A 23,072-nucleotide genomic window follows, 5' to 3' on the forward strand; every position below is an offset into this window, starting at 1 on the left:
TTTTCTCCATTTTAAGATAAGATCAAAGGATTGAATTTAAAACAACGTCAATTGCTGCGAAAACTGATTATGAAACTTCGAAGAACTTCCGCCAATAAGCAGTTTTTTCAGATTTTGATTCGTCAGATATTTTAAAAAGGCATTTCCTGCGTTAAAATCAATGAAATATTTAGCGCGGTTCACTGCAGCTCCCAACTTTTTCAGATGATCCATATTCAGAACCTGAAAACGTCTTGCGCTTACAATTTTCTGTGCTGTTTTTACTCCAATTCCCGGAATTCTCAAAATCATCTGATAATCCGCAGTTTGAAGATTGACAGGAAACTGATCCAAATGTCGCAAAGCCCAGCTTAATTTGGGATCGACTTCAAGATCTAAAAATGGCATATTCGGATCCAGTATTTCTTCAGCTTTAAAACCATAAAAACGCATCAGCCAATCCGACTGATACAAACGGTTTTCACGAAGCATCGGAACTTCAGTCGTAAGCGCAGGTAATCTTTTATCTTCCAAAACCGGAACATATCCGGAATAATAGACTCTTTTCAGACTGAAATTTTTATAAAAATGATCGGCAACTTTAATGATCTGTAAATCATTTTCATTCGTAGCACCTACAATCATTTGCGTAGATTGTCCTGCAGGAGCAAATTTTGGTGTTTTCCGGAACAGTTTTTTCTCGTCTTTGTATTGCGCAATCCCGTTCTGGATATACTTCATCGGATTAAGCATATCCTGCCTGTTTTTTTCAGGAGCCAGTAATTTCAGCCCGCTTTCGGTTGGGATTTCAAGGTTGACGGATAAACGGTCGGCGTACAAAGCGGCTTCCTGCATCAGTTCATCACTTGCTCCCGGAATTGATTTTAAATGAATGTAACCGTTGAAATTTTCTTCCAGACGTAATTTTTTCGCCACACGAACCAGACGTTCCATGGTCGTATCCGCATTTTTAAAAATTCCTGAGCTTAAGAACAAGCCTTCAATATAATTTCTGCGGTAAAAATTGATCGTTAAATCTACCACTTCCTCCACAGTAAAAGCAGCTCTTTTAATATCATTTGAACTTCTGGAAACACAGTAAGCGCAATCGTAAATGCAATGATTGGTCAATAGAATTTTGAGAAGAGAAACACATCGTCCGTCTTCCGTATAGGTATGGCAGATTCCGCTTGCGGAACTGTCTCCCAAAGCCCCTTTTTTGTTCTTTCTGGAACCACCGCTTGATGAGCAGGAAACATCATATTTCGCTGCATCGGCAAGGATTTCAAGTTTTTCTTTCAGGCGGTCAAAATTCATTTTTATTCTTTTTTTACCATTTTTTTATTAACACATAAGTTACATCAGCTTCCAACAAAATACTTTGAAAATATTTAGATCTCATAAGAAAGAAAATCAAAGATTTTAAAAACTAAAGTGTTCTTATTTTTGAATTATTTAATTCTAATGTGACTTAAGCGTTTAAAAAAATAAACTTAATTAGATTTAAAATTTTATATTTTCCGTTCAAATTTAATTCCAAAATTGATAAATGTCAATCTTTTTTGATAGAAGTTATCAACAGTTTAAAGTGACAAATTTAGTATATTTACGCTCATTAAATTTATGTTATGAATCATAAACCCGTTGAAGGTTTTTCCAAATTAACAAAACAGGGGAAAATCGACTGGCTCGTAAACGAGTATCTTGAAGGAAACGAAGAATATCAAAATATATTAAACCAATACTGGAACGAAAATGCTGATTTGCAGAAGCTTCACGACGAATTTTCTGAAAACACCATTTCCAATTTCTATATGCCTTACGGAATTGCTCCGAATTTTCTCATCGACGGAAAACTGTTTGCGCTTCCGATGGCAGTGGAAGAAAGTTCTGTAGTGGCAGCAGCTTCCAAGGCAGCAAAATTCTGGATCGATAAAGGTGGTTTTAAAACAACGATCATCAACAACGAAAAACTGGGACATACCCACTTTATTTTTAATGTTGAATCTCATAAGCTGCTTCATTTTTTTAATTTTAAACTGAAGAAAAAATTACTGGAGGCTACGGAAGACATCACGGCGAATATGAGAAAACGCGGTGGTGGAATTTTAGACATCAAATTGGTTGATAAAACGTCTGAAATGGCGAATTATTATCAGTTGAAAGCAAGTTTCGACACCGTAGATTCGATGGGAGCCAACTTTATCAATTCCTGTCTGGAACAGTTCGGAAAAACATTGAAGCAGGAAGTGGCTACAAGCGAGGATTTTTCTCAGGAAGAAAAGAATTCTTTACAGATCGTGATGAATATTCTGTCCAATTTTACTCCGGACTGTATCGTAAGAGCTGAAGTTTCCTGTAAAATTGAAGATCTGAAAGACGACAGTGGAATTTCCAACGAAGAATTTGCATGGAAATTCAAACAGGCGGTAACGATTGCTGAAATTGAGCCTTTCCGTGCGACCACTCACAATAAAGGAATTATGAATGGAGTAGATGCGGTTGTAATTGCTACCGGAAACGATTTCCGTGCAACAGAAGCCTGTGCTCACGCCTACGCAGCGAGAAACGGAAAATATTCTTCTCTCACACATTGTACAACAGACAACGGAATTTTCAGATTCTGGATCGATCTTCCGATTTCGGTAGGGGTTGTTGGCGGTTTAACGAATCTTCATCCTTTGGTAAAATTCTCTTTGGCACTTCTTGGAAAACCTTCTGCTCAGGAACTGATGAGTATTTTGGCGGTTTCCGGACTGGCTCAGAATTTTGGAGCGTTACGATCTTTGGTGACGACTGGAATTCAGAAAGGGCATATGAAAATGCATTTGCTGAATATTTTGAACCAATTGGGCGCAACAGAAGAAGAAAAACAACATTTTGTGACGTATTTCAAAGATAAAACGGTGAGTCATCACGAAGTGATCAATGAGTTTAACCGAATGAGAGGACAATAATGTTTGGAATTATTGTAGCTGCTTTTATGTTGGGTTTTGGAATTTTTCTGAAACTGACCAAAAATCCGGGGTTCGCTCAGAATAAAAAATTCGCATGGATTTTTATCGGAATCGGACTCGTATCATTAATATTCAAGATTTTAAATTATAAATGAAAACAATAACATTAATTTTCGGTGCTGTTTACGGGATGCTTTCCGTTATTCTGGGAGCTTTCGGAGCGCACGCTTTGAAGAAAATATTGTCTGTGGAAAGACTTGAAAGTTTTGAAACGGGAGTGAGATATCAAATGTATGCTGCATTTTTTCTTTTAATTGCAGGCTACATTTTAAAATTTGAAACCAAAACAGAGAACTGGATTTCGTGGTTTATGATTTTCGGAACGATGCTTTTCTCATTCAGTATTTACGGATTGAGTATGCAGGATTATTTCGGGATGAACCTGAAATTTCTCGGACCGATTACTCCGCTTGGAGGATTACTGATGATCCTGAGCTGGACTCTGTTGATTTTCTATTTCGTAAAGATGAAAGGTTAATCAAAATAAAAAGGAATTCTGCGGTCAGAATTCCTTTTTTATTACCTCAAAAAATTTTCATTCAGCCATTTCAGCTTATTGTAGCTTTTCAGGAATTTGGCTTTCAGTTCAATATTTTTTTCCCGTGCATCCAATAATTTATTTTCTCTGGAATTGATCAGGAATAATGAACTTTCCCCATTGCTGAACCTCGTTTCTTCAGCATTCAGAAGCCTTTGGTAATTATTCAGATTTTTGGTGGAAATATCAATCTGGGTGAAATAATTATTCACTTCATTTTTATAGGTTTCAATTTTCGTACTCAGTTCACGGGTTTTAAGCTGAGAATCCTGTTGGTTTTGAGAAATCTTCAGCTTGGCAATTTCATAATCTGCTCTTGCCTGTCTCTGAAATATGGGAATCTCCAGTTTCAGTCCGTACTGAAAGTTGTTATCAAACAAAGGAAGAAAATCGGCACGGTAATTTTCTTTATTGAAAAAATTATATGTGAAATCCAGTTTTGGAAGGAAGCTTTGCCATTTTAGCCTTTTTTCACTTTCGAGGATATTCTGCTTCTGAAAATAATATTCCAGTGAAGCGTGATTCTGAAGCTGTTTCGATTCTAAATTTTGCACCAGAAATTCATAATCCGTATATCCGGAATGCTCATCAAGACCCGAAGATGGAAAAATAAGCTTTGAAATTTCATAAAACTCCTGATTTTCTTTCCAAAGATACATCTGAAGTTCCTGCGTACTTTTCACAAAACTTAAATAAGCGTCTCTTTCCTGAAGCTCAAAACTCTGCAATTGCGAAGAGGCTTCTACTGTATCAATTGCCGGTCTTTCCCCGAATTCATACGTTTTTTTGGTAAGATTAAGTCTTTTTCGGTTAATTTCTACCGCAGATTTCTGCAATTTGTAGATTTCATAGTTTTTAACCCATTCCCAATACGTATTTTCAGCATCCAGGAGAAGCTCGTTGGTAAGAACAGTCTGTTCGGCTTCCGTCATTTTCAATCCGAACTTTGCCTGATCCAGCATGGCTCTTCTTTTATCGTACAGAAGATTTTTTGCCAAAGGAATCGTAACTCCGAATTGGTATAAACCTCCTTTTGTTTCGCTGCTGTTGAGTTTTTCGCCATCCAGATAATTGTAACTTCCGGTAATATCGATTCCGTACCACGTCGGAATGCCGAGTTCTACATTTCGCTGTTCGTAATATTTTGTTCCGTCAATATTTTTCTCCCCCAGTTTTCCTGCAAGTACCGGATCAAAATTTCCTCTTGCTTTGGTAATTTCTGCATTGGCAATTTTATTCTGAAGCTGATATCTGAAAGCCAGCGGATGATAATTCTTTACAATATTCAGAAATTCCTGATGCGAAATTTTCAGAGAATCCTGCGCAAAAGAAAACTGAACACCAAACAGAATGAGAAGTATGGTAACTATTTTTTTAGCATAAGCAACATTCATATTTTTATTTATTTGGGCAGCTATTCCGCCCTCCGTTCCCGCTTTTTGCTCGTCGTTCCTCCTCACAAAAGAGCTCCACTCAGGTCGGGCTGCACCAGTATAGTGGGAAAAATACTCAAAAATAAATTGTAAGTAATTCATAAACAAAGTTTTATTATGAGTTTTGCGTTGTTTTTTAATTTTATTTTTAATAAAAAAGGCTTTCCTTCGTCAGGCTTAGGATAAACTAAGCTCATCCTGACAGTATTTAAATAAATCAGTTAGTATCAGAAATGTCATCCTGAGCTTGTCGAAGGATCTATGAACTAAACTGCCTCTACTGTTAGAGTTAATATAAATTAGTAAAATTTAAAATGATCAATAGGATTGGGCTTTAGCCCATTCACAAATAGAACGATTTAGTTGGCTTTAGCCAAAGCCTGTGTAAAACGCCCCTGTTGATATCGGGCTAAAGCCCGACGCTATTGATAAAAAATAAACTCCATTTATTGATTTCTGAATATTGCCTGTAACGATAAGTCAGATTATTTTTTAGACTTTTCATCTTTTGCAGATTTTTCGGTTTTTACTTCATAATAATCCGGCGGGAATCCGTTGATGTTTCGCCACAATTCGTACCAGATCGGAACGTCATTAAGAATCGCAATTCCCTGAACTCCGGTTCCCATTTTAATTTTCGGAGGCCATTGTTTTTCATTTTTATCCTGAATTACCAAGGCTTTGAACATTCCGTTGGCGCTTATGTTGTTTTCTACCGCAATTACCTTTCCTGCAAAAGTTCCGTAGCTGGAATTCGGCCAACCAGAAAAGACAATTGCCGGAAAACCATCGAAAATACACATTACACGTTGTCCTTCTTTTACCAGAGGCAAATCGACAGGTTTAATGTAAATTTCTACGGCATAATCTACTTTTTCCGGAACAATGATTCCGATGCTTTCACCGTCTTTCAGGATTTCGCCAATTCCGGCTTTATTGATCTGCACAACCTGTCCGTCCTGAGAAGCGATCACAAAATACAAACCCTGTCTTGCGCGGTAATTGGCAACCTGATTTTCGAGTTTGGCAATATCGCCGTCGCTTCCTTCGATCTGTCCCATACTTTGGAAACGTTCTCCTTCCGTTTTGCTCAGTTTTTCATTATAATCCTGAATGGTAGCATTCTGTTCGATGCTTACATTCACAATTTCCTGTCGTGTTTGCGCCAGTTTATTTTCGGTTGCCGTTTTTTTGGCTAAAGCATTCTGATAAGAAACACTTCTCTGCTGGAATTGGGTGAGCGAAACCAAACCTTCATCATACATTTTCTTCTGTCTTTCGTATTGGTCGGAACTCATTCTCAGCTCGTTTTTTGCTGCTTCCAGTTCTGCTTCTTCTCCGGCTAATTTATTATTGAGCTGGCTGATTTTTACTTTAAGCTGACTCAATTTTAAATCTCTGGCGGAATTTAAAGCCTGCAACTGACTATTGGTGGTTCCTACTTTGGCTTCGTAATAGTCTCTAACGCCTTTTTTGGCTTCTACCTGCATTTCGGTTCTTTTCACCAAAAGCGGATCCAGATAATCTTCTTTTACTTCTGAAAGTTGAAGCAAAGTATCGCCTTTTTTTACATAATCTCCGTTTTTCACGTACCATTTGATAATTCTTCCGGGAATCGGCGAATTTAGTTGTTGTGGTCGCTGTTCCTGATAAAGGGTACTCACATTTCCCATTACCTTAATATTTTGTGTCCACGGTAAAAACAGAGTGATAATTCCGCCAATCAGGATGAAAAGAAACCATCTTTTAACCCTTGATTTTTTGTGGATGTGGTATATTTTATTGACTGACTGCAGTTCCATCTCTTTTAGTTTTTGTTAAATAATTTTTTCACATTTCCGTCTTCTACCTGAAGATGCTGATCGGCTTCCAATATTAGATTTTTGTTTTCCGAAACGATGATAATGGTTGTTTTTTCTTTCAGTTTTAAAAGATACTCCATCATTTTTGTTTTGAATTCATCGTTCATTCCGTCTAAAGGATCTTCAAGGATTAAAAGTCTTCTTTCGCCTACCAAAGCTCTCAGAAGAAGAATTTTCTTTTTAGAGCTGAAGGATATTTCCGTATCGGTTTCGCTAATGTTGGTAAAGAATCCGTTGCTGAACTGGCTGGAGAAATCTTCGATGCCTATTTCTTCGGCAATTTCCAGAATCTGTTCTGCGGAGGTTTCATGCTGCCCGAGAATAATATTTTCGTAAACCGTTCCTTTAATTATCGTCATGTCTTCCAGGTACATCCCGATCTGGCTTCTTAGCGATACTTTATCAATATTTTTTAAAGGAATTTTATCAAATAAAATACTTCCGGAAGTGGGATCATAAAATCCGGTCATCATATTCAGCAGTAAAGATTTTCCTGCGCCGAGCTGCCCTGAAATGACAGTTAAACTATTTTCAGGAATCTTAAAATTGATGTTTTCCAGAATCTTGTGATGATCGTTGAACGCAAAATTTACGTCTTTAAATTCAACTTCAAAACCGTCATTATTCTGATCGAAGGTAATTTCCCCGAATTTTTCTTCCTGAAGCGTGGTTACTTTATTCAGTTTTGCCAAAGCTGCAATCACGTCATAGTAACTTTCCAGACTGATGATAAGCTTTTCCACAGCCGCCATAATGCTCAGAACAACGATTTCCGTTGCGATAAACGCTCCGATGTTAAGCTGCTGATTCACCAAAAGGTAAGTTCCGATAACGAGCATCACCAAAGTAATGATGACTTTAAAGGCAATAATGGTTTTATACTGGAAAACCAGAACGCGGAAGTGTGAGGTTCGGTCGTCGAGATATTTTACCACTCTTTCATCGGTTCCTGAAAGATGTGCTCCTGTTTTTGAATTCAGCTTAAATGTTTTGATAGATGCGGCAATATCTTCAATCCAGGAAGCTACTTCGTATTTTTTGTCGCTTTCTTCGATGCTGGATTTAATTCCGCTTTCCATCGTGAATCTGAAAATAATGACCACACAGATCACCACCAAAGCTCCGAACACCAAAAACCACGGATGGTAAAAGGAAAGAAGCAGGATTCCGAATAAAATCTGGATGAGCGCGGTTGGAATTTCCAGTAAGATTTTAGAAATACCTTTCTGAAGATTCTGGGTATCGAAAAAACGATTAACCAGTTCGGGAAGATAATATTTTCGTGTCGCTGAAAGATTCACTTTCGGAAGTTTTTCGGCAAAAGCAAGGGAAAATTCAACAAAAATTTTCTGCTGAATCTTTTCTATGATCTGCATTACTTTCAGCCTGAAATAGCCGACAAGCCAGGTTCCCAGAACTACAAAAGCGATCAGAATATAAATAGAAGTTGCCATGGTTGCCCCCATTACAAAACTGACGATAGACTGTATTCCCAGCGGAACGCTTAACTGAACAAGACCATTCAGGATGGCGTAAAAATAAATGTTGGTAACATCTTTCTTTTCCTTGGTGACGTATTTGAAAAGGTTGTAACCGTGCTGTTTAGGAGAAGTTTCCATTTGTGTTTTATTATTTTATTAGGTTAAAGGTGATAAAACGCAGATAATCCAAAACATATTTTTTATGATCTATTCTGTCAATATGATTGTCGGTAAGTTTCGGAAGATGTTCGCTGAAAAACTGCTGATCGTGAGCGGTTTCCAGTAAGGTACTCGCAAGTGATTTCGGATAAGGAAAATCTGTTTTTGCTTCTGCAATGATTTCTCCGATAAATGCACAGAGACTTTTTAACGGGCTGAAAACCATTTCTTTATTGATTTCGTCCACTTCTTTTACCAGATAAGCTTTGCTGCTTTCTGCAATAACGATGTTGTGAAGTTTTGTAAGATCATAATCTTCTATTTTATCATCGGTTTCATCGTTATGCGTTATGATTTCGAGGATTTTTTCCATTTTTTGCTGAGGTTCTTTAATTTCCTGAAGCCTCAGTTTGGAAATGAATTCAATGTAAGACCAATACCAGTTGAGAATATAGGTAAGAAGTTTATGCTTTGAAGAAAAATATCTGTAAACCGTTGCCTCTGTTGAATTGATCTTTTGGGCTAATTTTTTAAAAGTAAAACTTTCAAAACCGGTCTCGTAGATCAGTTCTATTGAATTTTTTACAATGGCACGTCCGATCTCGCTGTTTTCGGGATCTTTAAGATATAAGTATTCGTTGACTTTAAATTTTACCTGAAATTCCATTTTTCATTTTTAGTATTACAAATTTACAACTATTGTTTTTTGAAGCAAAACCCATACCATAAATATTTACATTATTATTGGTGATAGTAATACTATTATTTGGTATAGTTTTTGTTGTATTTATGAAAACATGAAAGACGGAAAAGCCGAACACCGTATTAAAAAGTAGGCAATTAAATAATTGAAAAAATGAAACGAATTTTTTTATTACTCTTTGCTTTTTTTGCACTCCCAACCTTTTCATTCGCGCAGGTAACAAAACCGCAGAAAAATAAAAAAACAACGGCAAAAGTTGTGGATTCTGTGAAGTGGCGTGCAGAACATTATATTGTTAATCGTGATTCTGCTTATGCAGATCCAAGACTGGGTCTTAAAAAACTGCAAGGCGGAAACAAGAGATTTATTGAAGGGAAAAGTATAAAACCCCGACAAAACTATGAGACTATTAAAAAGCTGGAAAATGGTCAGGCTCCCTTTGCTATAATTGTAGGCTGTTCAGATAGCAGAGTACCCAATGAGATGATCTTCGATCAAGGTTTAGGGGATTTATTTATCATCAGAACGGCAGGTCAGGTTTCGGCTGCGGCATCTTACGGAAGTATGGAGTTTGCGGTGTTGAAGCTAAAAACCAAACTAATCGTTGTATTGGGACACACAGAATGCGGTGCTGTTGCAGCCGCGGTGGAAAGACCGGAAAATGTTCCGGGACATATTGTTACTTTGATAAATGACATAAAACCTGCAGCCGTTAAAAGTTCTCATATGCACGGTGATCCGGTAAATAATGCAGTCCGTCAGAATGTAATAGATCAGGTAAATTCTTTACGGGACTTAGATCCTATTCTGCACAAAAAATATGTAGACGGAGAAATACTAATTGTGGGAGCTGTATATGATATCCATACAGGAAAAGTAGAGTTTTTACCTGAAACGCTTGTGAATCTTCCCAAAGCTAAAAAATAAATAACTGAAAACATTGTATGCGGGCTGAATTTTTCTTTCATATTTAATTTTGATTCATATACTTTTACTTTTATCTACAGCCCGCATTTGTTTAACTAAAACTTATCAAAATGAAGATTTTAAAAAAACTGACATTTGTTTTCCTGCTCATAGGAATAATGATTAATTCTCAGGAGAGGTATGAGTTTAAAAATATTAAAGAAGCCAATGAAAATCCTGAGAAAGTATTGAGACTTAATCTGAATCTGGCAACAGAAAATATAGAAGATGTCGACTGGAAAAAATTTAAGAATCTGGAATATCTAAGTCTGAAAGATCTCCACCTCAAAAAAATTCCGGATGAGATCGGCTTTTTATCTAAATTAAAGGTTTTGGATGTGAGTGGTAATGATTTCAGGGTGCTGCCTTCCAATTTTATTCAGCTCAAAAATCTTGAAGAATTGTTTCTGAATGACGAAAAAAATATTGATCTCTCTAAAAATATTGATCTGATCAGCAATATGAAAAATCTGAAAGTATTGCATATAGAAAACGACGGATTAAAGAAACTTCCTGCTAATTTTTGGAAACTGAACTATTTAGAATCAGTTTATCTGAACGATAATCAACTTAAGGATTTTAATCTTCCCAAGAGTAAAATGAAGAACCTTAAAAATATCTATCTCAATGATAACTTGTTTGTGCCAAGTGATATTGACAGGCTTAATTCTCAGTATGGAACACTTTTAATATTTTAAAAACAAAACGCCTTATATCAGAATAAAAGATAAAAAATAATCATCTCTTACAATAATTATCTTTGTGATAAATAATATAAGATGTACAGATTTTTGCTAGTTGTTGTGGTTGCTCTATTCTCCGTAGTTGAGGCGCAGATTCCGAAAGTGAGCAGCGGAAAGATTGAAAGAATATCGGATTTTAAATCTCAGTTTGTAACACCGAGAAACATCGATGTATGGCTTCCTGAAAATTATTCAGTATCTAAAAAATATGCTGTTCTGTATATGCAGGACGGACAAATGCTTTACGACTCTGATCTCACTTGGAACAAGCAATCGTGGAACGTGGATGAAGCTGTTGCGAAACTGATTAAATCTAAAAAAATACAGAATACCATTGTCGTAGGAATCTGGAACGACTCCAAGATGAGGCATTTTGATTATTTTCCGCAGAAACCTTTTGAAACTTTATCCGCAGTGGAAAAAGATACCGTTAATCATCAATTGAAAAAAGCAGGAAGAGCCAATGAAAAGTTTTCTCCCAATTCAGACAATTATTTAAAGTTTTTGGTGAAGGAACTGAAGCCTTTGATTGATAAAAAATATTCAACCTTTAAAGACAGATCTCATACTTTTATTGCAGGAAGCAGCATGGGCGGACTGATCTCCATTTATGCCATTTGCGAATATCCTCAGGTTTTTGGCGGAGCAGCCTGTCTTTCTACGCACTGGACCGGAACTTTTACCAATGAAAACAATCCTTTTCCGGAGTCTGTCTTACGCTATTTAGATAAAAATTTACCCGATCCGAAAACTCACAAAATCTATTTTGACTGCGGAGATCAGACTCTGGATGCGCTGTATCCTGAAATTCAGAAAAAAGCGGATGCAATCATCAGAAAACATGGATATTCTGAAAAGAACTGGAAAACGTTATACTTTCCCGGTGAAAATCACAGCGAGGAAGCATGGGCAAAAAGACTTTCGAAGCCTTTGGAGTTTCTTCTTGAAAGAGAATTTTAGATAAGCAGTATTTTCAATAATCAGTATTCTTGAATTTTGATTGTTAATAAAATCAATGCATCTTTGAGATTTAAATGAAATTAATAACACATGAGTTACAGAACATACAATATTATTATTAAAATTAATGAGGAATCTGAGAAAGAAGATCTGAAAAATAGGTTGACTGAAAATTTTAAGTTTTACAATATCAGGGAATTTTTTACACCTTTCACAGGAATTGTCTGTCAGGCGAATAACAAATTTAAGGAATATTCTTTTGAACAGTTTCCAGATCAGTTTTTCAGGAATCAGGATGAGGTTGAAGATTATTATTCTGAATCTGAAAATCATGCGGTTGAATTTTCTAAGAAAAATGAAAATCTGGAAGTGGTGTATATTGAAGTAGACTGTTTCGGAGGAAGATGTGCTTCAAATGGTTTTGTGATACAGAACGGTGTGAAAACCAAAAATGAAGATGTTTTTCATTCCGCACACATGAAACTGCTCCATGCGATTGATCCTCAATATGATTCTTGGCATTTTTATCCTTTCACAAGAACTTTTTTTACTGATAAAGGCGGCATCAACGGTGAAATCCTCAATTTTACTTTTCTGGCGCTTCTGATGGCTTTTAATATGGAAGTAGAACACAACCCGGACTTTGAATTTAACGCGGCAGAAAATGAAATGCAGATTCTTCTTAAAGATAAGTTTGAACTTTACCTGATGAATCTGGGAAGGGAAAGAATTAAAGTTTTGGGAAGATTATTCGATAACAGAGCAGAAACGATTAATGAAGTAAAAAACCTTTTAAACGAAGCATTGCAGGCATTGGAGTATTATATAGAAATAGATAATTTTGAAAACGGAGAGAAAGATTCGGTTTCCAGTATTTCCAGAGAAAAGTTTCAAAGTGTTGCCAGAGTGAGTTACAGAGCGCAGATTTTTAATGAAATAAAAATTGATTTTTCGCCTGATGAAAAAGAACCTGTTAAGAATGCCGCAACAGAGAAGGACGGTTTTTTCGGTAAAATTTTTAAAAATATTTTTGGAAAATAAGTACAGTTGCCTTTGGCTACAACATTTTAGGAAAGGCAAAATTACAATATAATTTTGGGGTAATTTAGATTTTATTAAACTGATAAAAAGCATCCTTACAGACATTGCTTTCTTTAAAATAAAAGTTGATAATTCATCTGTTTTTATTAAATTTGTCAACCTTTAACTATTAAAATAAAATAATAAAAATAATATGAATCTTCACGAGTATCAATCAAAAGAGATTTTATCAAAGTATGGAGTAGCTATCCAACGTGGTTTCGTTGCAAACAACGTAGATGAAGCTGTAGCTGCTGCTGAAAAACTAACTGCTGAAACAGGCGCACAGGGATGGGTTGTAAAAGCTCAGATCCACGCAGGTGGCCGTGGTAAAGGGGGTGGTGTAAAGTTCTCTCCAAACATGGATAAACTTAAAGAAAACGCTCAGAACATCATCGGAATGCAGTTGGTAACTCCACAAACTTCTGCTGAAGGTAAAAAAGTAAATTCTGTTTTGGTTGCAGAGGATGTATATTATCCGGGAGAAACGGAAACTAAAGAATTTTATGTTTCTATTCTTTTAGACAGAGCTGAAGGTAAAAATACAATCGTATATTCTACTGAAGGAGGGATGGATATTGAGCATGTTGCTGAAGTAACACCTCATTTGATCCACAAAGAAATCATTGATCCTGCTTTGGGACTTCAAGGTTTTCAGGCTAGAAAAATTGCTTTCAACTTAGGTCTTGAAGGGAATGCTTTCAAAGAATTCGTAAAATTCATCGGTTCTTTGTACAATGCGTATACAGGAATTGATGCATCTCTTTTCGAAATCAACCCTGTATTGAAAACTTCTGATAACAAAATTATTGCAGTAGATGCTAAAGTAACTTTAGATGACAACTCATTGTTCCGTCACAAAGATTTAGCTGAGCTTAGAGATACAAGAGAAGAAGATCCGATGGATGTAGAAGCTGGTGAAGCGGGTCTTAACTTCGTAAAACTAGACGGTAACGTTGCTTGTATGGTAAACGGAGCAGGTCTTGCAATGGCAACAATGGATATCATCAAATTATCAGGTGGTAACCCTGCAAACTTCCTTGACGTTGGTGGAACTGCAGATGCACAGAGAGTACAGACGGCTTTCGGAATCATCTTGAGAGATCCGAATGTAAAAGCAATCTTAATCAACATTTTCGGAGGTATCGTAAGATGCGACAGAGTTGCGCAGGGAGTTGTAGACGCTTACAAAGCAATGGGTAGCCTTCCGGTTCCATTGATCGTAAGATTACAGGGAACTAACGCAGTTGAAGCTAAAAAATTAATTGATGAGTCTGGTCTTCCGGTTCACTCTGCAATTACTTTGGAAGAAGCAGCAAACAAAGTAAAAGAAGTTTTAGCATAAGACTGAAATTTTTAAAATACATTAAAACCGTTTCATTTTTTTTGGAACGGTTTTTTCTTTTTTTCATCAAATTAAATATCTTTTGTAATTTGTAGCTGAAAAAACTTAATATACCATGAAAAACATACACATTCCGAATCCGTGTTCAGAAAACTGGGAGATGATGTCTCCGCAGGAAAAAGGACGATTCTGTTCTGTCTGCAATAAATGTGTAATTGATTTTACACAGAAACAATCCAACGAAATTCTACAAATCTTTGATGAAAAACAGGATGATGAAATCTGCGGAAGATTTTATGATCATCAGTTAAATACCGATAATAAATCTGAAAAGGTAAGAACTCGATTCTTTAAATATATTCCTGTTCACTTTCAAAATATCAGAATTGTATTAACCGTTCTTTCTATTATTTTATTTTTAACCGGCTGCTCAAAACCGAAGGAAGAATCTTTTGCAACCACAGGTCTTGTGATGATTGAAGAAGATTCTATCCCTGAAAATAAAAATTACGTCATCGGCGAGGCTAAAATAAATGAAAGCGATTCCTGTGTAAAAATCTCTGAAAAAGACAGTATCATTACCAAAGATGCAGGTTCAAAAAAATAAACAATTTAATGTAAAGAAAGTGTGATAATTAAATAAGTTATTCATTATAAAATCATTATCTTTACAAGAAAGGTTTAAAATGAGATTGTATTTATTCTTTTTTCTCTTTTTATTTCTTACTTGTCAATCTCAAATTGCCAGCAATAAAGTAATGTCTCCAAGAAAAGAAATTCAGTTTGAAGACAAAAATCATTATCCATTTACTTTAATCCGTAAAGATTTTCTCCTTATCGATTCTCAGCAAAAGATGGATGAAATTTTTAAAATCATTCATCAAAAAAATAAAGGAAACAGATTTTCTCCAATTCCTGCTCTTACAGAAAACGAAACATATATTGTCGTAAAACCCCGCCTGAAAAACTCTAATGATGTTTCAATTGAGGCGATTACTTTCGATAAAAATACACTTTATATAAAAGTCAAAGAATTCAACAATCCGGATTTTAATGAGAAAAGCAGAATTCCACCCGATATTTTATTAAAACTCAATGAAAATTTGCTTATTAAAAAAGTAACCATTCAATACTAATATATAAAATTACTGTTATGAAAACTAAAACCTTTATCGTCTCGTGCCTGTTGATTGTATCGGCACAGGTTTTTGGTCAGCAGAACTACTGGTCAAAACTAAAAGAAACAAAGATAGAACGGGAAAACCTGAACCCGAGATGGACGACTCCCAATAATTTTTCTTTATATCAGGCTGATCTGGAAAAAATTAAAGCTGATCTTAAAAAGGCACCACAACGTTTTTCGGGAGATGAAAGCCTTGTTGTTAAATTTCCGGATTCTGATGGGAAAATAAGAGATTACATCGTTCAGGAAGCTTCTGTAATGGAGCCGCAATTACAGGCAAAATTCCCTGAAATCCGTTCCTACATCGGTTGGCAGAAAAGTCATCCGGAAAATTCAATCCGTTTCAGTGTGACTCCTTCTACCGGAATCAGTGTGATGTATTTTGATAACTGGGAAGTCAGCTATCTCGACAGTTATACAAAAGACAACTCGGCATTTATCTTATACAAAAGAAAAGACCTCCCGAAAAACGACCGACTTTTTGAATGCCATGTCGAAAGCGAACTGGATAACTTAAAAAATAACGGTACGACGAATAAAGCCCCTTTGGTTTCGGACGGACAGTTCCGAACCTACAGACTGGCTCTTTCTGCGACAGGAGAATATACTTCTTTTCATGGCGGAACACTTTCTTTGGCAATGGCAGCAATGGCGACAACGATGACCAGAGTAAACGGAATTTATGAAAAAACAATTTCCACAACCATGGTTATGATTGCCAATAATAATCTGTTGGTTTATACCAACGCAACAACAGATCCTTTTACCAATGGCAATCCAAGCAGCATGATTAACGAAAACCAGACCAATACAACGGCGGTTATCGGATCTGCAAACTACGATATCGGTCACGTTTTCGGAACAAACAGTGGCGGTTTGGCAGGATTGGGAGTAGTTTGTGTTTCCAGCAGTAAAGCAAGAGGTGTTACAGGTTCGGGAGCTCCGATTGGAGATCCTTTTGATATCGATTATGTTGCGCACGAAATAGGGCATCAGTTTGGAGCCAACCACACCTTCAGAGCGGCAACTTCTTCATGCGCCGGGAACTTCAATAACGCAACAGCTTACGAACCGGGAAGCGGATCTACGATTATGGCTTATGCGGGAATTTGCGGAGCTACCAATAATGTGCAGAATAACAGTGATCCCTACTTTCATGCAGCAAGTGTAATTGAAATGTATGCTGTTTTGCAGAGAGGGACAGATTGTGCTGCCAAAATTAACAACAATAACGGAGTTCCTACCGCAGATGCAGGAGCCGATTACAATATTCCGAAAAGTACCGCTTTTGTTTTAACGGGAACGGGAACAGATCCGAATGGAGATGCTTTAACATATCTTTGGGAACAATATGATAATACAAGCAATACACAGCCTCCGGTTTCTACCGGAACAGTGGGACCGGTTTACCGTTCTTTAACTCCAACGGTTTCTCCGTCCAGATATTTTCCGGTGCTGAGTTCCGTTGTGGCGAATAATTTGATTCCGAAATGGGAAGTTACCCCAAGTGTTGCCCGAACTTTGAATTTTTCTCTTTTGGTGAATGATAATAAGGCAACAGGAAATCAGGCAGCAAGAGATGTAATGGTGGTAACGGTTACCAACGACGGACCTTTCACGGTAACTTCACAGGCAACAACAGGAACAAATTATAACGGAAATACCTCCGTTCCGGTTACATGGAATGTTGCAGGAACCAATACAGGAACCATCAACACTCAGAATGTATCTATTTTGCTGTCTAAAGACGGAGGATTAACGTTCCCTACTGTGTTGGCAGCAAGTGTTCCGAACAATGGTTCAGCTAATGTTACGCTGCCTAATGAAAATGTTTCGTCTGCAAGAATTATGGTGAAAGCGGTAGGAAATATTTACTATGCACTTAATACAACAAGTTTCTCAATTACTCAGGTTGTTCTCGCAACGGCAGAAGCCAATGTGAAAAACTTCTCGATTTATCCGAATCCTTCTCATGATGTAGTTAATATCAGACTTAAAAATTCTTCTCAGAAAGCAGAGTATACTCTTTACGATGCATCAGGAAGATTAATTAAAGAAGGCAGTTTCAAAGGTGAAACTCAAGTAAAAGTTAATGATCTGATGAATGGAAATTATCTGATCTCTCTGGTTTTGGAAAATGGAGAAAAAATCACAGAAAAATTAATCATCAAAAAATAAATTACTGATTCATAAAAACAGAAAAGCAACCATTAATTGGTTGCTTTTTATTTAGTCCTGATTTTCGTTGATTAAATGATCTCCGTTCGTAATATTGATGCTTGTAGGCGTTACAAGCTGAACTCCGTCCTTGTCAAGGCGCTGTTTGATCTTCAAATAAGCCTCACTTTTAAGCTGAACCATATTCGCACCCACTTTCATCCAGAATTTAGCCTGAATATTAAAAACGCCCTGTTTCAGATCTGTAAAAATAACTTCTGCAGTATCGAGTTTATCTACATTTTCGAGATTTTTGATGATGTCGAGCATACCTTTCTGTGCTTTTGAAATATCTTCATCGGCAGGAATTTCGAAATTCAAAATAATTCTTCGCTGAGGGGATGCGGTAATATTGTAAAACGGAGCATTAAAAACCACCTGATTCGGGATGTAAGCTTTCTTACCGTCGTCCGTTATAATTTTCGTTGTTAAAAAACCAATTTCCTGTACCGTTCCGGAGTGTGTTCCTATCGTAATATAATCTCCTACTTTAAAGGCTTTATCAATTCCGATCAGCATTCCAGAGAATATACTGGAAACCAGATCCTTCAGGGCAACCCCTGCAATAACCCCTGCAACACCCAAACTACCGATGAATTTCCAAAGGAAACCGCTGAAACCCATAATTTCCAGCGCAATAAATGTTCCCATTACCATAATCAGGAATCTGAAAACGCTGATTAGCGTAACCAGTGAGCTTTCTTTTTTGCTTTTGGGGAAAAATTTATGGAAAAGTTTTACAGCACCCTGACTGAGATATTTACTGGTGAATAAGAAGAAAGAAAATACAAGAATCCCTACAATAAGTTTTGGAGTAATTTCTGCAAATTTTACATACCAGTTCTGTATTACATTATATACAACATCAATATAGCCTAAACCACTTTTCTCCATGAATTAAAATTTTTTTTGATTAAAGATATAATTTTTAAACAAAAATTTTGCCAGTTCCAAAAACTCTACTAAATTTGTAGACTAATAAGAGCAAAATATTATGTCAATTAAACTAGGAGACACCGCACCCGATTTTCAGGCAGAAACTTCTGCCGGAGATATTAATTTTTACGAATATTTAGGAAATTCCTGGGGAATCTTGTTTTCGCATCCCGCAGATTATACTCCGGTTTGCACCACAGAACTTGGGTATACTTCAAAACTGAAGGAAGAATTTGATAAAAGAGGAACCAAAGTAATTGCCCTGAGTGTGGATGGAGTAGAAGATCACCAAAACTGGATTAAAGATATTAATGAAACACAGAATACGGAAGTTCAGTTCCCGATTATCGCAGACAAAGACAGAAAAATTTCTGAATTGTATGATTTTATTCATCCGAACGCTTCTGCAACGGCAACCGTTCGTTCTTTACTGATTATCGATCCGGAAAAGAAAGTAAGGCTTATTATTACTTATCCTGCTTCTACCGGAAGAAATTTTAATGAAATTCTGAGGGTTCTGGATTCTCTTCAGTTGGTAGATTCTCATAAAATTGCTACTCCTGTTAACTGGAAAGACGGAGATGATGTAATTGTTCCGCCTTCAATTTCTACGGAAGATGCCAGAAAAATTTTCCCGAAAGGAGTAACAGAAATAAAGCCGTATCTGAGATATACGCCACAACCGAATACATGATTTATTTGATTTTTTATAGTTTAGTTTTAATTTGTACGAAAATCGCCTCGAAAACTTCGAGGCGATTTCAATTGTAGTGTATATGTGAATGTGAAGTGATTGGATCGTAATCTTACTTTACATCATTTGCGATTTGTTTTGCTTTAGATGTAGGAAGGTAGATGCTGAAACCTAAATTGAATGTAATATTCGAATTTAAACCTTCGCTACCAAATCCTGCTCTTCCTCTGTATTTTACTAAACCTTCAAGACCAATGTTTGGGGTAATGAAGTAAGAATAACCAGGACCTACTCCGAAATCGAAACCTGTTGTAGAGTCTGCATTTTCTACAGATCTTCCTCCGATCCCTGCATTTCCTTCTAAGAACCAACGTCCGTGGTTTAGTAAGTTATCTACACCTTTTTCTCCCGGAGAAAGAAAATAACGTCCTAAAGCACCCACTCCATACGTAAATTCTGTAGGAGAACCGTTAGTTACCTTATTGAATCCTAAATCTACATAACCACCGACAGCTACGTTGTCTTCAATGAAGTATGCTCCTTTAGGCTGAATAGCAATGTTATAACCACCACCAGTATTTAAACCGAAATTACTGGATATTAAGCTACTACCTACCAACCAGTTTCCTTTCTGGATCTGTGCATTCATTGTTCCCGCCAAGCCGGCTACTGCCATTATTCCTGTAAAAATTAACTTTTTCATAATTTATTATTTTAATATTTTAATGTTATATCATTTGTGATTTCAGAAAATCAATAAATGTGCCATTCTAATCAATAGGTAGTGAAATCATGATAATAACAAATAAGGTATAACTCTTATGAAATGCCGATGGAAAGGAGCTTTTTTTAGCTTTAAAATTATACTAAAAGCAAAATAATCGATACTACAAGACCTGCAACGGTGAAAACCATTCCTCTTTTGAAAGCTTTGCTTTTAGGATTAAACATCCAGAAACTTGAGATTACAAAAAAGAATAAAGAAAATCCGAAAAAAGCATTTAAAGGAGAAAGCCTGTCTTTAGACTGCGATTTATGAAGTTTCGTCATTTTATCCAGTACAAATGGCAGTTCTTTCTTCGTGTATTTTGCCTGTCCTGTTGCAGCATCATAAGTTCCCTGTTTAAATTTTAAAACTGTTCCTTCTGTTTTTTCAACCTCAAGACCTTTAATTCTCAATTCTTTTCCTAATGCTTTTTCATCAAGATTTTTTTCTACGACTTTATCGTACTTTTTTTCTTTTTTCAGAAAATCGGTGTCTCTGTAAATTAACAAAACACCACTTACTGCGTAAACAGCCATTATTCCGGCAAGGAAATAGCCCAGATAACGGTGCGTGATTCTCATAAAACTTCTTGTGTCTTTAATCTTATCCATATATATTGTTTTTGTTTTTAAAATTTCAAAAGTGGAAACTGCAAAATTGCAATTCCCACTTTACATGAAGAAATTATTGTGATTCTTTTTTACAGCTTATACGTTAATGTAACATAGTAGTTTCTCGGCGTAATCGGGTTCACGGAATAATTTTCGTGAACGGTGTAATTCTCTACATCAAACAGGTTTCCGACTTTCCCCTGAATAGAGAATTTCTTCCAGTCGTAGCCAACTGATAAAGAAACCGTTGTGTAATCTTTTAATTCGAAAATTCTGCTTACCCCGTTTCTCTGCTGCAGACTGTTGGCTCCTGTTTTGGTATCATTCCATCCGGCAAGTCTGTCTCCGATGTAGTATACTCCGGCTCCCACTTTCAAGCCCGGAACGAATTTTGTGAATTTATAAAATACCGAAGCATTCGCAGTAGTTGCAGGAGTTCTTACCAGTCTTTGGTTTTCTACATATCCGAAAGCTTCCGGAGTATCCAGATATACAGAATTGTTATAAGAGAAACCTCCGATAATGGATAAATTTTCTGTTGGATTTCCTGTAATATCAAGCTCAACTCCGCGACTTCTCATTTTTCCTGCAAAATCTTTGGTAAGTCCTGTCGGATCTACAGGATTTCCTTTATCATCCAATGCATTCTGATAATAATTTCTGTATAAAATCTGGTAAACCGTTAGATTAACCGCTAAAGCATTGTTCCAGAAATTCTTTTTGGCACCCACTTCATACTGATCGATGTTGGTTGGCGTTAAAGCTTCTCCGTCTCTTAATCTTCCCACATTGGCAACAAAAGAGTTTGTATAGGTTGCAAATGCTGAAAAATTATCATTCGGCATATAAACAAAACCTAATTTCGGAGATATTGCCTGATCGGATGACGATGAATTATTAACCAGCGATTTTCCCGTCGTGGAATTCAGATTCACTAAACCGCTTGTAACCGTTTTAAATTTTGTGTTGATCGTGGGCATATTTTCAATGTAAGACCAACGCAACCCTGCAATAACTTTAAATTCTTTGGTTAAACTAATGAAGTCCTGAGCATACACTCCGATTCTTCTCGTATTAATTCTGTTTTTCTCTAACCTTTCAGCAGCAGGAGCACTTCCGTTTGCCCAGGAATCAGGATTGTCCAGATAAAGAATACCATTGCTGTTTCCGTTGGTTCCATACAGATAGCTGTTTCCGTAAGCCAGTCTGTTGGTTGGATTATAGTAAGTATAAGAATCTCCAACTCCATAATCTGCATCTGACCCGAATAACACTTTATGGTTTATTTTTCCTGTATTGAATTCACCATTTAAATTTACCTGTGCCGAAGTATAATTCTGTTCGTTATACGTTCTGTTCAAAGGTCTTTTCCAGAAAAGCCTGTCGGTTGATTTTTCGTATCCCCACTGTACTCTTTCCGTAGAAAAATAATCTTTCGTGTAATTCTGGTAAGATGCCGTAGCGTTTAAAGACCATCTTTCATTAAACTGATGATTGAAGGTAACATTGGTAGTAACCTGCTCTATATTCTGATATTGCCAATCTGTTCCTAAAAAAGCATTTCTCGGAAGAAGATTATTCATCTGGTAAGTATATCCGTCACGCTGCGTGATGGAACCAATTCCGAAATCCGGAGTAAAATCATTTTTAAGATAATCTGCCTCAACGATGATCTGTGATCTGTCGCTTAAATTAAATAAAAATGAAGGATTGAAATAATACTTTTCAGATTGTACCACATCTCTGAAACTTTCTGCATATTCATACGCTCCGTTCACACGGAAAGCAATATTTTTTGAAAGCGGACCATAAAGATCTACTGTCGGTTTATAAGAATTCCAGCTTCCCGCATTCATCCCCACGCTTCCGCCAAAGTTGAATTTAGGCTTTTTAGTAATCATATTAATAACACCACCTGCAGCCGTATTTCCGTACAGCATTGCATTCGCACCTTTAAGAACTTCCACTCTTTCCAGTCCGCTGACTTCCGGGAAAACACCGCTGTTAACTCTGGAACCGTTCTTGAAAATATTGTCATTTCCCAGAATGAAACCACGTCCTCCGAAACTGTCCTGAGAATTTCCTCTGGAAGAAGTTACATAGATTCCGTTAACGTTCTGCAGAACATCACTCAGTTGTTTTGCCTGTTGCTGCTCAATAATTTCGTGAGTAACGATGGCAATCGGCTGAGGAGTTTCCATCATCGTAAGATTAGACTTGGTAGATAATGGTCTTGCCTTGTTGGGATTTCCGGTTTTATGAAGATTAACGTCTTCAATAGTCTGGATTCTAATGGTATCAGCTTCAACGTATTTCATCTGCGCGTCCAAAGAAAGGGCTGCGAATACTAATCCTATTGTGGCTAGCTGCTTTTTCATGATAGTCTATTATTATTTAGA

20 protein-coding genes are annotated in these 23,072 nt (G+C 36.6%); 11 read left to right on the forward strand and 9 right to left on the reverse strand.

What is annotated here, in order from left to right; translation table 11 throughout:
- Positions 1-36: 36 nt before the first annotated feature.
- Complete coding sequence (locus H6W52_RS02765; protein WP_108408965.1) at positions 37-1,296, reverse strand: putative DNA modification/repair radical SAM protein; 1,260 nt, start codon at positions 1,294-1,296, stop codon at positions 37-39.
- Positions 1,297-1,607: 311 nt separating this feature from the next.
- Here H6W52_RS02765 and H6W52_RS02770 point away from each other — a divergent pair, with 311 nt between their 5' ends.
- Positions 1,608-2,936: a hydroxymethylglutaryl-CoA reductase, degradative gene (locus H6W52_RS02770; RefSeq protein WP_116097147.1), complete on the forward strand. Its 1,329-nt coding sequence runs from the start codon at positions 1,608-1,610 to the stop codon at positions 2,934-2,936.
- A 151-nt stretch (positions 2,937-3,087) separates the two neighbouring features.
- Positions 3,088-3,474 (forward strand): DUF423 domain-containing protein, encoded by a 387-nt coding sequence (locus tag H6W52_RS02775; protein ID WP_116097149.1) that lies wholly within the window; start codon positions 3,088-3,090, stop codon positions 3,472-3,474.
- Positions 3,475-3,515: 41 nt separating this feature from the next.
- Here the strand turns inward: H6W52_RS02775 and H6W52_RS02780 are convergent, their stop codons facing one another.
- The 4 genes from H6W52_RS02780 to H6W52_RS02795 form a co-directional block, all read right to left on the reverse strand.
- Complete coding sequence (locus tag H6W52_RS02780; RefSeq protein ID WP_116097151.1) at positions 3,516-5,069, reverse strand: TolC family protein; 1,554 nt, start codon at positions 5,067-5,069, stop codon at positions 3,516-3,518.
- 383 nt (positions 5,070-5,452) lie between these two features.
- A complete protein-coding gene (locus H6W52_RS02785; protein ID WP_116097153.1) occupies positions 5,453-6,769 on the reverse strand; it encodes an HlyD family secretion protein in 1,317 nt (438 codons plus the stop codon).
- Between the two features lie 5 nt (positions 6,770-6,774).
- Positions 6,775-8,448, reverse strand: coding sequence for a peptidase domain-containing ABC transporter (locus tag H6W52_RS02790; RefSeq protein WP_116097155.1), 1,674 nt, complete (start codon positions 8,446-8,448; stop codon positions 6,775-6,777).
- A 10-nt stretch (positions 8,449-8,458) separates the two neighbouring features.
- Positions 8,459-9,136 carry a TetR/AcrR family transcriptional regulator gene (locus H6W52_RS02795; RefSeq protein ID WP_087712222.1) on the reverse strand — a complete coding sequence of 226 codons (678 nt, stop codon included), beginning with the start codon at positions 9,134-9,136 and terminating at the stop codon, positions 8,459-8,461.
- A 189-nt stretch (positions 9,137-9,325) separates the two neighbouring features.
- On the opposite strand from H6W52_RS02795, the gene H6W52_RS02800 reads away from it, so the two are divergent.
- The 8 genes from H6W52_RS02800 to H6W52_RS02835 all read left to right on the forward strand — a co-directional run bounded on the left by H6W52_RS02800 (position 9,326) and on the right by H6W52_RS02835 (position 17,627).
- Positions 9,326-10,099, forward strand: coding sequence for a carbonic anhydrase (locus tag H6W52_RS02800; protein ID WP_087712224.1), 774 nt, complete (start codon positions 9,326-9,328; stop codon positions 10,097-10,099).
- A 110-nt stretch (positions 10,100-10,209) separates the two neighbouring features.
- The gene (locus H6W52_RS02805; protein ID WP_116097159.1) at positions 10,210-10,836 is read left to right on the forward strand and encodes a leucine-rich repeat domain-containing protein; all 627 of its coding nucleotides are present in this window, start codon (positions 10,210-10,212) and stop codon (positions 10,834-10,836) included.
- An 81-nt stretch (positions 10,837-10,917) separates the two neighbouring features.
- The gene (locus H6W52_RS02810) at positions 10,918-11,841 is read left to right on the forward strand and encodes an alpha/beta hydrolase (RefSeq protein WP_116097161.1); all 924 of its coding nucleotides are present in this window, start codon (positions 10,918-10,920) and stop codon (positions 11,839-11,841) included.
- Between the two features lie 90 nt (positions 11,842-11,931).
- On the forward strand, positions 11,932-12,882 hold the full coding sequence (locus H6W52_RS02815; RefSeq protein ID WP_116097163.1) for a hypothetical protein: 951 nt from the start codon (positions 11,932-11,934) through the stop codon (positions 12,880-12,882).
- A gap of 193 nt (positions 12,883-13,075) precedes the next feature.
- Positions 13,076-14,266, forward strand: a complete 1,191-nt coding sequence (gene sucC, locus H6W52_RS02820) for an ADP-forming succinate--CoA ligase subunit beta (RefSeq protein WP_076390839.1) — start codon at positions 13,076-13,078, stop codon at positions 14,264-14,266.
- A gap of 115 nt (positions 14,267-14,381) precedes the next feature.
- Complete coding sequence (locus H6W52_RS02825) at positions 14,382-14,873, forward strand: hypothetical protein (protein WP_116097165.1); 492 nt, start codon at positions 14,382-14,384, stop codon at positions 14,871-14,873.
- A gap of 151 nt (positions 14,874-15,024) precedes the next feature.
- Positions 15,025-15,402 (forward strand): hypothetical protein, encoded by a 378-nt coding sequence (locus tag H6W52_RS02830; RefSeq protein WP_116097167.1) that lies wholly within the window; start codon positions 15,025-15,027, stop codon positions 15,400-15,402.
- 17 nt (positions 15,403-15,419) lie between these two features.
- The gene (locus H6W52_RS02835; protein ID WP_116097169.1) at positions 15,420-17,627 is read left to right on the forward strand and encodes a reprolysin-like metallopeptidase; all 2,208 of its coding nucleotides are present in this window, start codon (positions 15,420-15,422) and stop codon (positions 17,625-17,627) included.
- A 51-nt stretch (positions 17,628-17,678) separates the two neighbouring features.
- Here the strand turns inward: H6W52_RS02835 and H6W52_RS02840 are convergent, their stop codons facing one another.
- Positions 17,679-18,560: a mechanosensitive ion channel family protein gene (locus tag H6W52_RS02840; RefSeq protein WP_116097171.1), complete on the reverse strand. Its 882-nt coding sequence runs from the start codon at positions 18,558-18,560 to the stop codon at positions 17,679-17,681.
- A 100-nt stretch (positions 18,561-18,660) separates the two neighbouring features.
- Here H6W52_RS02840 and H6W52_RS02845 point away from each other — a divergent pair, with 100 nt between their 5' ends.
- The gene (locus tag H6W52_RS02845) at positions 18,661-19,296 is read left to right on the forward strand and encodes a peroxiredoxin (RefSeq protein WP_076390844.1); all 636 of its coding nucleotides are present in this window, start codon (positions 18,661-18,663) and stop codon (positions 19,294-19,296) included.
- A gap of 112 nt (positions 19,297-19,408) precedes the next feature.
- Here the strand turns inward: H6W52_RS02845 and H6W52_RS02850 are convergent, their stop codons facing one another.
- The 3 genes from H6W52_RS02850 to H6W52_RS02860 all read right to left on the reverse strand — a co-directional run bounded on the left by H6W52_RS02850 (position 19,409) and on the right by H6W52_RS02860 (position 23,051).
- Positions 19,409-19,999: a hypothetical protein gene (locus H6W52_RS02850; protein ID WP_087712244.1), complete on the reverse strand. Its 591-nt coding sequence runs from the start codon at positions 19,997-19,999 to the stop codon at positions 19,409-19,411.
- Positions 20,000-20,157: 158 nt separating this feature from the next.
- Positions 20,158-20,673 (reverse strand): hypothetical protein, encoded by a 516-nt coding sequence (locus H6W52_RS02855; protein ID WP_116097173.1) that lies wholly within the window; start codon positions 20,671-20,673, stop codon positions 20,158-20,160.
- 89 nt (positions 20,674-20,762) lie between these two features.
- The gene (locus tag H6W52_RS02860; RefSeq protein ID WP_116097175.1) at positions 20,763-23,051 is read right to left on the reverse strand and encodes a TonB-dependent siderophore receptor; all 2,289 of its coding nucleotides are present in this window, start codon (positions 23,049-23,051) and stop codon (positions 20,763-20,765) included.
- Between the last annotated feature and the right edge of the window lie 21 nt (positions 23,052-23,072).

The sequence above is a fragment of the Chryseobacterium sp. C2(2020) genome, assembly GCF_014218915.1.
GTDB classification, from domain to species: domain Bacteria; phylum Bacteroidota; class Bacteroidia; order Flavobacteriales; family Weeksellaceae; genus Chryseobacterium; species Chryseobacterium mucoviscidosis.